The organism is Pseudomonas baetica, from assembly GCF_051216495.1.
Classification (GTDB): Bacteria; Pseudomonadota; Gammaproteobacteria; order Pseudomonadales; family Pseudomonadaceae; genus Aquipseudomonas; species Aquipseudomonas baetica_B.
In genome coordinates, this window is the sequence record NZ_JBPKAM010000134.1 from 1 (window position 1) to 14068 (window position 14068).

General features: G+C 60.1%; 16 protein-coding genes and 1 pseudogene. 3 read left to right on the forward strand and 14 right to left on the reverse strand.

Annotation, left to right across the window (positions count from 1 at the left end):
* Nucleotides 1-155: 155 nt before the first annotated feature.
* The 11 genes and pseudogenes from ACSFE6_RS28355 to ubiE form a co-directional block, all read right to left on the reverse strand.
* Complete coding sequence (locus ACSFE6_RS28355) at nt 156-1019, reverse strand: methyl-accepting chemotaxis protein (protein WP_435430711.1); 864 nt, start codon at nt 1017-1019, stop codon at nt 156-158.
* Nucleotides 1011-2072: pseudogene (locus ACSFE6_RS28360) on the reverse strand (methyl-accepting chemotaxis protein); the annotation flags it as partial. The pseudogene ACSFE6_RS28360 and the gene ACSFE6_RS28355, both read right to left, overlap by 9 nt.
* A 204-nt stretch (nt 2073-2276) precedes the next feature.
* A complete protein-coding gene (locus ACSFE6_RS28365) occupies nt 2277-2984 on the reverse strand; it encodes a 16S rRNA (uracil(1498)-N(3))-methyltransferase (protein ID WP_435430700.1) in 708 nt (235 codons plus the stop codon).
* Complete coding sequence (gene tatC / locus ACSFE6_RS28370; RefSeq protein ID WP_435430701.1) at nt 2981-3775, reverse strand: twin-arginine translocase subunit TatC; 795 nt, start codon at nt 3773-3775, stop codon at nt 2981-2983. The genes ACSFE6_RS28365 and tatC overlap by 4 nt, the downstream gene beginning before the upstream one ends.
* Complete coding sequence (gene tatB / locus ACSFE6_RS28375) at nt 3772-4182, reverse strand: Sec-independent protein translocase protein TatB (RefSeq protein ID WP_435430702.1); 411 nt, start codon at nt 4180-4182, stop codon at nt 3772-3774. The genes tatC and tatB overlap by 4 nt, the downstream gene beginning before the upstream one ends.
* 10 nt (nt 4183-4192) lie before the next feature.
* The gene (locus ACSFE6_RS28380) at nt 4193-4471 is read right to left on the reverse strand and encodes a twin-arginine translocase TatA/TatE family subunit (RefSeq protein ID WP_435430703.1); all 279 of its coding nucleotides are present in this window, start codon (nt 4469-4471) and stop codon (nt 4193-4195) included.
* 25 nt (nt 4472-4496) lie between these two features.
* Nucleotides 4497-4829, reverse strand: a complete 333-nt coding sequence (locus ACSFE6_RS28385; protein ID WP_046816939.1) for a phosphoribosyl-ATP diphosphatase — start codon at nt 4827-4829, stop codon at nt 4497-4499.
* Complete coding sequence (gene hisI, locus ACSFE6_RS28390; protein ID WP_007899278.1) at nt 4822-5223, reverse strand: phosphoribosyl-AMP cyclohydrolase; 402 nt, start codon at nt 5221-5223, stop codon at nt 4822-4824. Before hisI ends, ACSFE6_RS28385 begins: the two co-directional genes overlap by 8 nt.
* A gap of 173 nt (nt 5224-5396) precedes the next feature.
* Complete coding sequence (gene ubiB, locus ACSFE6_RS28395) at nt 5397-7001, reverse strand: ubiquinone biosynthesis regulatory protein kinase UbiB (protein WP_435430704.1); 1605 nt, start codon at nt 6999-7001, stop codon at nt 5397-5399.
* Nucleotides 6998-7621, reverse strand: a complete 624-nt coding sequence (locus tag ACSFE6_RS28400) for a ubiquinone biosynthesis accessory factor UbiJ (RefSeq protein ID WP_435430705.1) — start codon at nt 7619-7621, stop codon at nt 6998-7000. The genes ubiB and ACSFE6_RS28400 overlap by 4 nt, the downstream gene beginning before the upstream one ends.
* Nucleotides 7621-8391, reverse strand: coding sequence for a bifunctional demethylmenaquinone methyltransferase/2-methoxy-6-polyprenyl-1,4-benzoquinol methylase UbiE (gene ubiE, locus ACSFE6_RS28405; protein ID WP_007989286.1), 771 nt, complete (start codon nt 8389-8391; stop codon nt 7621-7623). Before ubiE ends, ACSFE6_RS28400 begins: the two co-directional genes overlap by 1 nt.
* A 167-nt stretch (nt 8392-8558) precedes the next feature.
* Here ubiE and ACSFE6_RS28410 point away from each other — a divergent pair, with 167 nt between their 5' ends.
* From ACSFE6_RS28410 to ACSFE6_RS28420, 3 genes are all read left to right on the forward strand, one after another.
* Nucleotides 8559-8834: a polyhydroxyalkanoic acid system family protein gene (locus ACSFE6_RS28410; protein WP_110965947.1), complete on the forward strand. Its 276-nt coding sequence runs from the start codon at nt 8559-8561 to the stop codon at nt 8832-8834.
* A gap of 244 nt (nt 8835-9078) precedes the next feature.
* On the forward strand, nt 9079-9501 hold the full coding sequence (locus ACSFE6_RS28415) for a phasin family protein (RefSeq protein WP_435430706.1): 423 nt from the start codon (nt 9079-9081) through the stop codon (nt 9499-9501).
* A gap of 10 nt (nt 9502-9511) precedes the next feature.
* Complete coding sequence (locus ACSFE6_RS28420) at nt 9512-10345, forward strand: phasin family protein (protein ID WP_435430707.1); 834 nt, start codon at nt 9512-9514, stop codon at nt 10343-10345.
* A 117-nt stretch (nt 10346-10462) separates the two neighbouring features.
* Here ACSFE6_RS28420 and ACSFE6_RS28425 read toward each other — a convergent pair whose 3' ends face one another.
* The 3 genes from ACSFE6_RS28425 to phaZ all read right to left on the reverse strand — a co-directional run bounded on the left by ACSFE6_RS28425 (nt 10463) and on the right by phaZ (nt 13918).
* Nucleotides 10463-11083 (reverse strand): TetR/AcrR family transcriptional regulator, encoded by a 621-nt coding sequence (locus tag ACSFE6_RS28425; RefSeq protein WP_435430708.1) that lies wholly within the window; start codon nt 11081-11083, stop codon nt 10463-10465.
* Nucleotides 11084-11254: 171 nt separating this feature from the next.
* A complete protein-coding gene (gene phaC, locus ACSFE6_RS28430) occupies nt 11255-12937 on the reverse strand; it encodes a class II poly(R)-hydroxyalkanoic acid synthase (RefSeq protein WP_435430709.1) in 1683 nt (560 codons plus the stop codon).
* A 126-nt stretch (nt 12938-13063) separates the two neighbouring features.
* Complete coding sequence (gene phaZ, locus ACSFE6_RS28435) at nt 13064-13918, reverse strand: poly(3-hydroxyalkanoate) depolymerase (RefSeq protein WP_435430710.1); 855 nt, start codon at nt 13916-13918, stop codon at nt 13064-13066.
* Nucleotides 13919-14068 lie beyond the last annotated feature (150 nt).

Sequence of the window (14068 nt, forward strand, 5' to 3'; positions counted from 1 at the left end):
GGTTTTTTTGGTGGTGGTTTTTTGGATTGTGGTTTGTTGGGGCTAGTTGTTGAGGGAAGGCTTGCCCCGACGCTTGACCGTGTGTTTCTGTGGGAGCGAGCCTGCTCGCGAAGGTATCACCTCGGTTCCATGTGAACCGAGGTGCATGGATCACCTCAAACCCTGAACCGCCCCACCAACATCTGTAGGTGCGTCCCCAACCGCGCCAGCTCTACACTCGACGCCGCTGTCTCCTCACTCGCCGCCGACGTCTGATCCGACACATCCCGCACATTCAGCACGCTACGGTTGATCTCTTCGGCCACGGCGCTCTGCTGCTCGGCCGCCGCTGCAATCTGCTGGTTCATCGCCTGGATCGCCGACACCGTGCGGGTGATGCTTTCCAGTGAGCCGCCGGCGCGGCGGGTCAGTTCGACGCTGCTGTCGGTCAGGCTGCGGCTGTTGTCCATGATGGTCGCCACCTGCTGGGTACCGTTTTGCAGGCCGACGATCAGCTCTTCGATCTCTTCGGTGGACTTCTGGGTGCGCTGGGCCAAGCTGCGGACTTCGTCTGCCACTACGGCAAATCCGCGTCCGGCTTCACCGGCGCGGGCGGCTTCGATGGCGGCGTTGAGCGCCAGCAGGTTGGTTTGCTGGGCCACGGACTTGATCACGTCGAGCACGCTGCCAATCTTGTCGCTTTCGCGCTTGAGTTCGCCCATGGCTTCGGTGGAATGGCCGACTTCCATGGCCAGGCGCTCAATCTGGGCGATGGCTTCGCCGACCACCTTGTCGCCTTCCCGTGCCTGCTGGTCGGCGGCGACAGCGGCTTCGGAGGCTTCCTCGGCGTTGCGCGCGACTTCCTGTACGGTGGCGGTCATTTCGTTCATGGCCGTGGCCACCTGATCGGTCTCGACCTTCTGGCTGTTGACCCCGGCGCTGGTTTGCTCGGTGACGGCGGACAATTCTTCAGCGGCGCTGGCAATCTGGGTCACACCATCGCTGATGCCGCCAATCAATTCGCGCAGACCCTGGGTCATGCCCTGAATCGAGCGCTGCAGTTGGCCCAGTTCGTCCTGACGCATGGAGACCAGGTTATGGCTCAGGTCGCCAGAGGCAATGCGTTCAGCCGCTTTGAGGGTCTGGTTCAGCGGAATCACGATCTGCCGGGTGATGGCCCAGGCGGCAAACAGACCGAATGCCAGCGCCAGAACAGTGGCCAGCAATAGCATGTTTTTGGCATGTGCTACGTCGATGTCGCGTTTGTTGGTTTGCGAGACGGTGAGCTCCTTGCTCGCGTCCAGCAGGATTTCGCCTTGAACAGCCATTCGTTTTAGCGCTTCTGCGCTGGCGACCTGGGAGTCACGGTACTGGCTGACTGCGGCGCGATAGGCCTTGAGCGAGTCAGTAGCCTGCTGCAGGTTGGCAATATGTTGTTCCGGCAGTTTCGACGGCAGGCTCTCAAGGTATTTGAGGGCGTTGTCGATGGCGTCCAGTGCAGGCTGCTCGGCCTCGGTTTTACCGCTGTAGGTGTAACCACGCACCTGGAAGCGCGCTTGCTGGATCAGTTTGCTCAGATCGATCACGCTGTTGAACTGCACAACGCTGTCGCCTTGCAGCATGGACTTTTCAACTTCGGCAACCTTGGCCACGGCATTGTCGGCGGTGGCGCCGAGCTTGCTGCGGGCGTCTTCGCGGTTGGCTCCGGCCTGGGTCATGGCGGTGAAGGCCTGTTTGTACTGACCAACAGCGGCCAGTTGTCGCTCGATCATCGCGATGTCGGCGGGTTGTTCGATGATCTTGCGAGCGGTCTGCAGGCCATTATCGAGCTTGCCCAGCAAGTCGTTGACGGCACCAGGGCCTTGTTCGCCGCGACGCATTTCGTAGTCCAGGCGGGCAATGCGCAGGTCTTTGGTCAATCCGTTGATATCGGAAATCAACCCCAGCTTATCGCCTCGATTGCTGACCTCGCTCAAGCCGTCCCAGCCTGTGACGGTGATCAATAAAGTCAGCAGCAACACAAGACCGAAACCGACGCCCAGCTTGCGATTGACGCTTACGTTCCCCAGCTTATCGGCCATCCATTGGTACATGGTGCAACTCTCCCGGGCCACATTGGTTTTATGGGGGGTATATCGGCAGGAGATAGGGGTTCTGTAGGTGGTATCCGATGGGTGGGCAAATGAAATACCTGTGGGAGCGAGCCTGCTCGCGAAAGCGGTGGGTCAGCCACTTCAATGTCGACTGACACTCCCTATTCGCGAGCAGGCTCGCTCCCACAGGGATAATATTCGGCGTTAGAAGAGGCGTGCCAGCAGGGCGGTAACGGCGGTTTCCACGCGCAGGATGCGCTCGCCCAACTGCACCGGTTGCAGTCCGGATTTGCCCAGCAGATCGATTTCGTAGGGAATCCAGCCACCTTCGGGGCCGATGGCCAGGGTCACCGGTTCGCTCAGCGCTCGAGGGCAGGGCGGGTAGTTGCCGGGATGGCCTACCAGGCCAAGGGTGCCTTCACTGATGGCAGGCAACCGGTCTTCAACGAACGGCTTGAAGCGCTTCTCGATGATGACCTCGGGCAGCACGCTGTCCCGGGCCTGTTCGAGGCCGAGGATCAACTGCTCGCGAATCGCTTCCGGCTCCAGGAACGGAGTCTGCCAGAAGCTCTTCTCGACGCGATAGCTGTTCACCAGCACGATACGCGGCACACCCATGGCCGCCACGGTCTGAAACACCCTGCGCAGCATTTTGGGGCGTGGCAGGGCCAATACCAGGGTCAGCGGCAGCTTGGCCGGTGGTGGTTGGTCGAGGGTAACGCGCAGCTCGGCTTCAGCCGCGTCCAGGCGCAATACCTCGGCCGACCCCATCAGACTGCCGAGGCGTCCGACGCGCATGCTGTCACCGACTTCGCAACGATGGACTTCCTGCATGTGGGTCAACCGGCGATCACGCAGGATCACCCGGTCGGCCGCAATGAAGTCGGCCTCTTCGAGGAGCAGCAGGTTCACGCTTGGGTCGCTGGCGGTTGGTCGTTGTGATCGTCAGCCGGCTGATCGTCCGGATGTTCGCCGCGTTTGCTGATCAGGCCGCCAAACAGCACGCCGATTTCAAACAGCAGCCACATCGGTACGGCCAGCAGCGTTTGCGAGAAGATGTCCGGCGGCGTCAGGATCATGCCGACCACGAAGCAGCCAATGATCACGTACGGGCGGATTTTCTTCAGGTATTTGACGTCGACCACGCCGATCCACACCAGTAGCACCACGGCCACCGGAATCTCGAACGCCACGCCAAAGGCGAAGAACAGCGTCATGACGAAGTCGAGGTAGCTGGTGATGTCGGTCATCATTTCCACGCCGGCCGGGGTAGCAGCGGCGAAGAATTTGAAGATCAGCGGGAACACCAGGAAGTAGGCGAAAGCCATGCCGGCGTAGAACAGCACGATGCTCGATACCAGCAAAGGCACGGCAATGCGTTTTTCATGCTTGTACAGGCCCGGCGCGATGAAGCCCCAGATCTGGTGCAGGATCACCGGGATCGCCAGGAACAGCGACACCATCATCGTCAGCTTCAACGGCGTCAGGAACGGCGACGACACGTCGGTGGCGATCATCGTTGCGCCCGCGGGCAGGTACTGGCGCAACGGCGTGGAGACGAAGGTGTAGATTTGCTGGGTAAAGGCAAACAACCCGGCGAAGATGATGAACACCGCCGCTACGCAGCGCAGCAGACGGGTACGCAACTCGGTGAGGTGCGAAACCAGCGGCATGTGCTGGTCGTTTTCAGGAAGATCGCTCATGGGGCTCGCGGCGGCAGTGTAGGGTCATGAGGGGCCGGCGCGACAGGCGCAGCCGCCGGTGTAACAGGTTCAACCGGTGTCGCTGCAACAACAGGTGGCGTTTCAGCAGGCGCCGCTATTGTCGGCGTTGCCTCAGGCGTAACCGGTGTCGGTTCCTGCTGGGTCGGCGTGAAAATCTTTCGCGCCTCCTGTTCCAGCGACAGAATGTGCTCGTTGTGCAGTTGCCGACGAATCTCGTCGGCACCGATTTCACGTTCAACTTCCTGTTTGATCGCGTTGAAGCTGCGCTTCAGGCGCCCGACCCACAGGCCGGCGGTGCGCGCGGCGTGAGGCAGGCGCTCGGGGCCCAGCACCAGCAGGGCAACGAGGCCGACAAGCAGCAGTTCAGAGAAGCTGATACCAAACATTAGTCAGTGCTCACACGTCTTTGCGGATCGGCTCTTCGACTTTCTGCGCCTGCACGTCGATGGTGTGCGGCTGGTTCACTGACTGTGTGGTTTGCGGCTGAGCCGGCGGAACCGGTTGGGCCGGGGTTGCACCTGGATCGGCCGGTTTTTCGTCGTCGTTCATGGCCTTGCGAAAGCCCTTGATCGATTCGCCAACGTCGGTGCCGAGGTTTTTCAGTTTCTTGGTGCCGAACACCAGTACGACAACCACCAGAATGACGATCCAGTGTTTCCAGTCAAAAATGCCCATGGTGCTGCTCCTCTCTAATAGTTATTCAGGCGGACGGACGCGAGGCTTTCTCGGCGTGTCCGGACAGACCGAAGCGACGGTCCAGTTCATCGAGTACAGCCTGTGGATGCTGCCCCAATTGGGCGAGCATGACCATGCTGTGGAACCACAAATCGGCGGTTTCGTAGATCACATCGCTGCAATCGCCACTGACGGCGGCGTCCTTGGCAGCAATGATGGTTTCGACCGACTCTTCGCCGACTTTTTCCAGAATCTTGTTCAAGCCCTTGTGATACAGGCTGGCGACATACGAGCTGTCGGCGGCGGCGCCCTTGCGCTCTTCCAGTACCTGGGCCAGACGGGTCAGTGTGTCACTCATGTGTGTGTCCTGCAGAGTAAATGGCATGCGGATCCTTGAGGACCGGATCGACGGTTTTCCAGTCGCCGTTCTCGAACACGCGGTAGAAGCAGCTTTGGCGGCCGGTATGGCAAGCGATGTCGCCGATCTGCTCGACCATCAGGATGATGACGTCGGCATCACAATCCAGGCGCATCTCGTGCAGGGTCTGCACGTGGCCGGATTCTTCACCCTTGCGCCACAGCTTGCCACGGGAGCGCGACCAGTAGATGGCGCGGTTCTCGGCAGCGGTCAGTTCCAGCGCTTCACGGTTCATCCAGGCCATCATCAGGACGCGCCCGGTCTTGTGATCCTGGGCGATTGCCGGCACCAGGCCATCGGCGTCCCACTTGATTTCGTCCAGCCAGTTTTTCATCTTCAGTTCCAGAAGCAGCTCCAAGCCTCAAGCTTCAAGCTGCAAGTAAAAGCCAGTGCGCTTCGGTCTTTCGTATTGTGCAACGCATATCTAAAGGCGTGAATTAAACGTGAGTGCTACGAACACTGCTTCGAGCTTGAAGCTTGCAGCTTATAACTTGCAGCTGATTCATGCTATCGACGAACGACCAGATACAAGCCGACGGCCATCATGATGCCCGCCGGCCAATAGGCCAACTGGTTCAGCGGCCCGCCAGCGGCAAGGATGGCGCCCCCGGCCAAATGTGCCGTGCCCAGAAGGCGCAGGAACCAGTCGTCGCGACGTCGGTGCCACGCTGGAGACGGGTCGCTGGCGTGGGGCTGGGACATGCGCTCCAGCAGGTCACGGGTCATGTTGGCCAGGTGCGGGATCTGCTCGATCTGGCTCTGCACGTTGCCAAACAAGGCCTTGGGGCTGACGCGCTCGCGCATCCAGCGCTCGAGGAACGGTTGTGCGGTGTTCCACAGGTCGAGGTCCGGGTACAACTGACGGCCGAGGCCTTCGATATTCAACAGGGTTTTTTGCAACAGCACGAGCTGCGGTTGCACTTCCATGTTGAAGCGGCGGGCGGTCTGGAACAGGCGCATCAGTACCTGGCCGAAGGAAATATCCTTTAACGGTTTTTCGAAGATCGGCTCGCACACGGTACGGATCGCTGCTTCGAATTCGTTGAGTTTGGTTTCCGCCGGTACCCAACCTGAATCGATGTGCAACTGCGCCACACGCCGATAATCACGCTTGAAGAAGGCAAACAGGTTACGTGCCAGGTAGTCCTGGTCTTCCGGTGTCAGGCTGCCGACGATGCCGCAGTCGATCGCGATATATTGCGGGCTCCACGGCTGCACGGTGCTGACGAAGATGTTGCCGGGGTGCATGTCGGCATGAAAGAAACTGTCGCGAAACACCTGGGTAAAGAAGATTTCCACACCGCGTTCGGCGAGCATTTTCATGTCGGTGCGCTGGTCGGCCAGGGTGGCCAGGTCGGTCACCTGAATGCCGTAGATGCGCTCCATCACCAACACTTTCGGCCGGCACCAATCCCAATAGACTTGCGGCACGTAGAGCAGTGGCGAGCCATCGAAGTTGCGCTTCAGCTGGCTGGCGTTGGCCGCCTCGCGCAGCAGGTCGAGTTCGTCGTAGATGGTTTTTTCGTAGTCGCTGACCACGTCTACCGGGTGCAGCAGGCGTGCATCGGCAGACACTCTTTCAGCGGCGCGGGCGAGGATGAACAGCCACGCCAGATCCTGCTTGATGACCGGTTTGAGGCCCGGACGGATCACCTTGACGACGACTTCTTCGCCGGTTTTCAGTTGCGCGGCATGCACCTGCGCCACCGAGGCCGAGGCCAGGGGTTCAACGTCGAAACGGCTGAACACTTCACTGATTTTTTTGCCAAGCTGATCTTCGATCAGCTTGACCGACACTTGGGAGTCGAACGGCGGCACGCGGTCCTGCAGCAACATCAGCTCATCGGCGATGTCCTCGGGCAGCAGGTCGCGACGGGTGGACAGGATCTGCCCGAACTTGATGAAGATCGGTCCAAGGTCCTGCAGCGCGAGGCGCAAACTCGCACCACGGCTCAGGTCGATGGGCTTGCGCGGGAACCAGCGCCACGGCAAGGCATAGCGCAGCGCGCGCAAAAACCAGGGCAGCGGCAGGGCGAACAGCAAGTCATCGAGGCGGTAGCGGATCACGACGCGCTGGATGCGCAACAAACGGCGGACGGCAAGCAGCTTCATGCGTTATCGCTTGGGTCGAGGGATCGGGAAAGGCGCTCGAATCGCGCCTCGAGACGTTCCAGATCGAGCTTGATCTGGTCCAGTTCACTGAATCGGGCTTCGGCTTCGCGCTGCCCAACGAGGCTGCGCGATTCTTCGGCCAGGTATTCGCCCAGGTTCTGGCCCAGGCTGGCAAAGCCTTGCTGGTACCAGCGGGCGCGGCTGCGCAGGTGGCCACTCACCAGTTGTGTGGCGACTGGGCCGAGCCAGCGCGAGAGTTCGTACTCCCAGTCCAGCTCAAGGTCCTGGAGGATGGCGGCCAGTTCCAGCAGCACGCCGCTGTCGCCGTCGAGTTCGACTTCGGGAGCATGCAGCACCGAGGTCTTGTCCTTGCTCATCGCCAGCTTCAACAGGCTCGAAGCCGGGGCACGCAAGGTGCAATCGGCGCCGGTTTCCCACTGGGAGGCGAGCATCAGGCCTTCATCGCTGGGCAGGATGTACAAGTGCAACGCCGGGCTGCGGCAATCGACGGCAATCACTTTGCCGCTCAGATGCGCGAGCCGCGGCAGCGCCGTGCTGTCGAGACGCAGCACCCGGTTCAGACCGAGTTCAACGCTGGCGAGCAGGCCGGCGAGCAGCATCAGGGCTTGATGCCGCGGTGCAGGGCGACGATGCCTGCGGTCATGTTGTGGTACGTCACGCGGTCGAAGCCGGCCTCGACCATCATCGACTTCAGGGTTTCCTGATTCGGGTGCATGCGGATCGATTCGGCCAGGTAGCGATAGCTTTCCGAGTCGTTGGTGATCAGCTTGCCCATCAACGGCATGAAGGCGAACGAGTAGGCATCGTAGGCTTTGGACATCAGCGCGTTGGTCGGTTTGGAGAACTCCAGCACCAGCAGGCGGCCGCCAGGCTTGAGCACACGCAGCATCGAGCGCAGGGCGTCTTCCTTGTGCGTGACGTTGCGCAGGCCGAAAGCAATGGTCACGCAGTCGAAATGGTTGTCCGGGAACGGCAGTTTTTCCGCGTCGGCCTGGACAAACTCGACGTTGCCGGCCACACCCAGGTCCAGCAGGCGGTCACGACCGACCTTGAGCATGGATTCGTTGATGTCGGCCAGTACGACCTGACCGGTCGGACCTACAAGATGCGAGAACTTGCGGGTCAGGTCGCCGGTGCCTCCAGCGATATCCAGCACGCGGTTACCGGTGCGTACGCCCGACAGTTCGATCGCGAAACGCTTCCACAAGCGGTGCATGCCGCCCGACAGGAGGTCGTTCATCAGGTCGTACTTGGCGGCTACCGAATGGAAAACTTCAGCGACTTTTTCCGCTTTCTGGCTTTCCGGAACGTTTTTGAAGCCGAAGTGAGTGGTGGGTTCGGCATCGCTGCCTTTGCGCTGATCAGTCATATCGCTGTCACCAAAAGAGAATGCGCGACATTCTAATCCTCAAGGGATGCTTTGTCTTGGCATGGCTGAAGGTAAGATGGGTCACCCTCGGGACGTTTTGCCGCAGTGACGGTCAGGATTGTCCAAACAAGCAGTCATAGCTGTATTCAAAAAGCAGGAGTCAATCGATGGCCCATATTAGTGTTGAGCGTGCCCACGGCCTGGGTAAGGAAGCGGCGCGCGAGAAGGCCGACAAGCTGGCGCAGAAACTGCGCGATCAATATGGCCTGGAGCCGCAATGGTCTGGCGACACCCTGAACCTCAAGCGCTCGGGCGTGAAAGGCGCGGTGCATGTGAGCGACGACTCGATTCGCGTCGATGTGGAGCTGGGCCTGATGATGTCGGCCATGAGCGGCATGATCAAAGCGGAAATCGAGAAGGCTCTCGATAAAGCGTTGGTCTGATTCCCGAGTCGAACGGCATCCCTTGTGGGAGCCAGCCTGCTGGCGATGGCGGTGCATCAGTCAACATTGATGTTGATGGATAAATCGCTATCGCCAGCAGGCTGGCTCCCACATTTGTTTTACGGTGCGCCCGAAGGTTTATGTCAGTTGTTAGGGTGCCGTTTCTAATTTTTCTCCCTACTTTGTGCCAGAGCCCGACACTTATCCGGGCAGTTCCTCAAACCTTCTGCGCGTGAGGTGCACCATGGCCAAAGTTATTTTGAAGAAAAAAATCGACGCATCGACCACTGCTTTGAACGACGTCAAATCCTATGCCCGCAAGATCTGGCTGGCAGGCCTGGGCGCCTACGCCAAGGTTGGCCAAGAGGGCAGCGAGTACTTTCAAGAGCTGATCAAAGCAGGTCAAGCTGTTGAAACCAAAGGCAAAAAAGCGGTTGCTCAAAAGCTCGAAGCCGCCAATGCCGAGATCGATGAAGCCAAGAATGAAGTGAGCTCTTTCAAGGGCCGCGTCGAAGTTCAGCTCGACAAGGTCGAGAAGGCGTTCGACTCGCGTGTCGCAAGTGCCTTGAATCGTATCGGCATTCCGTCTAAACATGACGTTGAGACACTCTCTGTCAAGCTCGATGAGCTGACGGCATTGCTCGAACGCGTCGCGCGTAAATCTTAAGGAGAACGGGATGGCTGTTAAAAAGAACACCGAAAAAAGCAGCTCGTGGGCCGGGAAAATTGAAGAATATTCCCGCAAGATCTGGCTGGCTGGTTTAGGCGTGTACTCGAAGATCGACACTGACGGCAGCAAAGTCTTCGAGGCATTGGTCAAGGATGGCGAGAAAGCCGAAAAGGCCATTGGCAAGAAAGTCGAAGTCGCCAAGGACTCCGCTTCCTCGGCCAAATCGCGCATCAGTGGCGTGAAAGACAAGGCGCTGGGCAAATGGGATGAGCTGGAAGGGGCTTTCGACAAGCGCCTGAACAGCGCCATTTCTCGCCTGGGCGTACCGAGCCGCAACGAGGTCAAGGCACTGCATCAAAAGGTCGAGAAACTGACCGCACAGATCGAAAAACTGACCGGTGCCAAGGTAGCACCAGCGGCGAAAACCGCCGCTGCCAAACCGGCCGCCAAGACCGCCGCCAAACCACTGGCCAAGGCCGCCGCTAAACCGGCTGCCAAACCTGCTGCCAAAACTGCTGCTGCAAAACCTGCTGCAGCCAAACCGGCGGCTAAACCTGTTGCAGCAAAAGCCGCGGCTAAGCCGGCTGCTAAACCTGCTGCGAAGCCTGCAGCCAAAACTGCAGCGGCCAAGCCTGCCGCCAAGCCGGCAGCCGCGAAGAAACCAGCGGTGAAAAAACCGGCAGCGCCAAAAGCCGCCGCACCGAAACCAGCAGTGGCCGCCGCCAAACCGGCAACGCCTGCAGCGGCCCCGGTCAGCCCGGCGAACTCCGCCGCCGCACCAACCCCTGCTGTAACCCCGACTGCCGCGCCAGCTCCATCGACGCCAACCAGTCAGTCCTGATTCTTCAGGGCTCAAAAAAACGCCCGGCCTGCCAAGGTCGGGCGTTTTTGTTTGTGCACGAACCCAAGAACACCGCAGTCCCCCTGCTCGCTCCCACAGGATGTGTGGTGGTCAGGGTTACTCGTGTTCTTCCAGGTATTGCAGGGCCATTTGCTCCGTCGCCAACTTGAGCGGCGGCAACAGGTGCGGCGCCACCAGCATCATGATCTGGTACACTACCAGCCGCACTTCACCTTCGCGGTCGAGAATCCGCTGATAGTCCAATGAGAACAGCAGGGTCATGGTGATTTGTTCCACCAGTTGCCCCAGGGCCTGGGTGTCGCTGACCAATTGTCCTTGCGCCTTCAATTGCGCCAGCAACGAAGCGAGCGTGCGCTTCAGTCCATTGAGCAGGTTGCGAATGCCCTTGGCCAGTTTCGGCAGGCGTCCGGCCAGGTTGGACAGGTCCTGGAACAGAAAGCGGTAGTGGGCCAGGCGTTCGACGATCAGGTGCAGGAACAGCCAATAATCATCGGGGCCCAGCTCGACGTCCGTCGGCGGATCGAGCAATGGCGCCAACTCGGTCTGGAAGCGTTCGAACAGCCCGAGTATCAAAGGCTCCTTGCCGTGGAAGTGGTAGTAGAGATTGCCCGGGCTGATGCCCATTTCGTTGGCAACTTCCATGGTGGAGACGTTCGGTTCGCCCTTCTGATTGAACAACTGCAGGGCACATTCGAGGATGCGGTCGCGGGTTTTCATCCAGTCTTCTTAGTATTCATGCCAGGCCAATATTCATCTCCGTGGGAGCGAGCCTGCTCGCGATGGACGTTAACGATAACGCGTGCTGTCCGGATGAACGCGTTGCCCAAACGTTTTTCGCGAGCAGGCTCGCTCCTACAGGGGTGGGTGCCGGTTGTAGTGTATTGAGTTTTAGCGCACACGCACGTAAGTGCCGGGCGCCGCCTCCATGGGTGGGTAGTTCTGGTTTCCGAGGGTCATGAGCGTTTCCTTTTGCGCCCCCGAACGCTCCTGAATCCAGGCCAGCCATTGCGTCCACCAACTGCCGTCGACCTGCTTGGCGTCGTAGTACCAGGCGCGTGGGTCGCTGCTCAGTTTGACGCCCTCGACGTAGTTGGCTTTCGGATTGCTCGGCGGGTTGAGAATGCTCTGCACGTGACCGCTGTTGGACAGCACGAAGCGGCGCTCGCCACCCAGTAGCAGTGTCGAGCGATACACTGCATCCCACGGCGTGATGTGGTCATTGATGCCGGCGACACTGAAGCTGTCGACGGTCACCTTCTGCAAGTCGATCGGCGTGCCGCACACTTCCAGGCCGCCCGGATGGCTCAACGGGTTGTGCTTGAAGAAGTCCAGCAAGTCGCCATGCAGGGCTGCCGGCAGGCGCGTGTTGTCGTTGTTCCAGTAGAGGATGTCGAACGCCGGCGGCTCCTTGCCCAGCAGGTAGTTGTTGACGAAGTAGCTCCAGATCAAATCGTTGGGGCGCATCCAGGCGAAAACCTTGGCCATGTCCCGGCCCTCCAGCACGCCTTTCTGATAGGAACGGCGCTTGGCGGCTTCGAGGGTCTGTTCGTCGGCAAACAGGGTGGCGGGTGAATCCAGCTGGCTGTCGAGCAGGCTGACCAGATAGGTCGCGCTCGACACCCGCCGCAGTTGCCGCTTGGCTTGCAAGTGGCCCTGCAGCGCTGCAATGGTCAATCCGCCGGCGCACGCGCCCATCAGGTTGACCTCACGGGCGCCGGTGATCGCCCGGCAGACATTCATGGCCTCTTCGACCGCTTCGACGTAGGTCGACAGACCCCATTCACGGTGCCGCACATCCGGGTTGCGCCAACTGATCACGAAGGTTTGCAGGCCATTCTTGAGCGCGTACTGAACGAAACTGTTATGGGGGCTCAGGTCAAAAATGTAGAACTTGTTGATTTGCGGCGGCACCACCAGCAGCGGCTTGGAATACTGCTTTTCACTCATCGGCTTGTACTGGATCAGTTCCAGCAGTTCGTTGCGAAACACCACGGCGCCGGTGGTGGTGGCGACGGTCTTGCCGACCTCGAAAGCCTGCTTGGTGACCTGTCGAGGCAGGCCATCGTTGTGCAGCAGATCGTCCACCAGATGGCTGATCCCGCGTACCAGGCTGTTGCCGCCGGAGTTGAAAATCTCCTTGATCGCCAGTGGATTGAGCAGGCTGTTGGACGGCGATACGGCATCGTTGAGCAAGGCGAATGCGAAATGGGCGCGGGCGCGGTCGTCGGGGCTCATGTTGCTTTCGTCGATCCAGCATTTGACCTGCTTCTGCCAGCTCAGGTAGGCCTGCAGGCTGCGACGATAGAACGGGTTGAGGCTCCAGGCTGGATCGGTGAAACGGCTGTCCTGCGGGTTGGTCGGGTGCAGGGTTTCACCCAGTAGTACACGGCCCATTTGACCGCCCAGTTTCAAGGCGTGCCGGGCGCTGTGCACCGGGTTGCGCAAACCATGGGCGGCGACGCTGCGCAGCGTTGAAAACAGATCCCGCCCACGCAGGCCGGTAATCGCACTCTGTGCGTTGATAAACGCGGCGGGAGAGGGCAGGGAATCCCTCGCTGATTTGTCGCGCATGAGTCAACACTCCTTCGTCTTCAGGCCAAATACAAACACACCGAACCAGAACACCATAGACGCTGTAGCGGGTTGTTGCGCGGCGCGGCATCCTGCCGCCCGCTTTTCCTAATAAAAACGGACGGATCAACCGCCCATCGGCGACGGATGCGGGTGCATCACCGCACGCTGCCGTTCTTCCTGCAGGAACTTCATGATGATCGGCGCCACGGCCTCGGCGCGGGTGATCAGGAACAGATGCCCGTCATCGATGATGTGCAACTGGGCATTGGGAATCCGCCAGGCCAGCAAGCGCATGTTGACCAGCGGGATCAGCGGATCGTCGTCACCGGCCAGAACCAGCGTCGGCTGATGGATCTTGTGCAGCCAGTGAATGCTGGTCCAGCCGAGGCCGGCGAACAGCTGCCAGTAGTAACCGAGCTTGCCTGCCGAGCGCACCTTGGCCGCGTGACTGGCGGCCAGCGTCGGATCTCGACGGAACGCGCCGCCGTAAATCATCGGAGCGATGCGGATCACGTGCGAGGGCTGGATATAGCGTCGCGGGCTGGCCATCATCCACAGCACTTTCGGCTTGCCCGGCACCATCACCGCACCCGCCGCCGTCGCCGCTAACACAAGCTTCTTGCAGCGTTCGGGATAGTCATAGGCGAATTGTTGGGCCAGGGCGCCACCCCAGGACACGCCGATCACATTGACCTGCCCGTAATCGAGGTAATCAAGCATGCGTGCCGTGAGTTTCGCCAGGCTCGGAAATCGGTACGGACGATTCGGTGTCGAGGAACCGCCGACACCGGGCACGTCGAACGCGATGACCTCCAGGTCCGGGTCGAGCGCCGCGACGAACGGGAAGACGAGCTCCAGGTTGGCGCCAATGCCGTTGAAAATCAGCAAGGGCGTCAAGTGAGGCTTGCCGGGGCGTACCGCCGTACGGAGGGTCTGGCCATCCAGGTCGACGGTACGGAATATGAACGGTTGCGGCATTCTCTGGCCCTATGGGTCTCTCAAATTCTTCCTCAACCCCTATCCCGCTGTAGGAGCGAGGGGGGGGGGGGGGGGGGGAAAAAAAAAAAAAAGGGGGCGAACCCCCCCACCACCCCCCCACCAAACCCACAAAAACCCGCCCCCCCCACC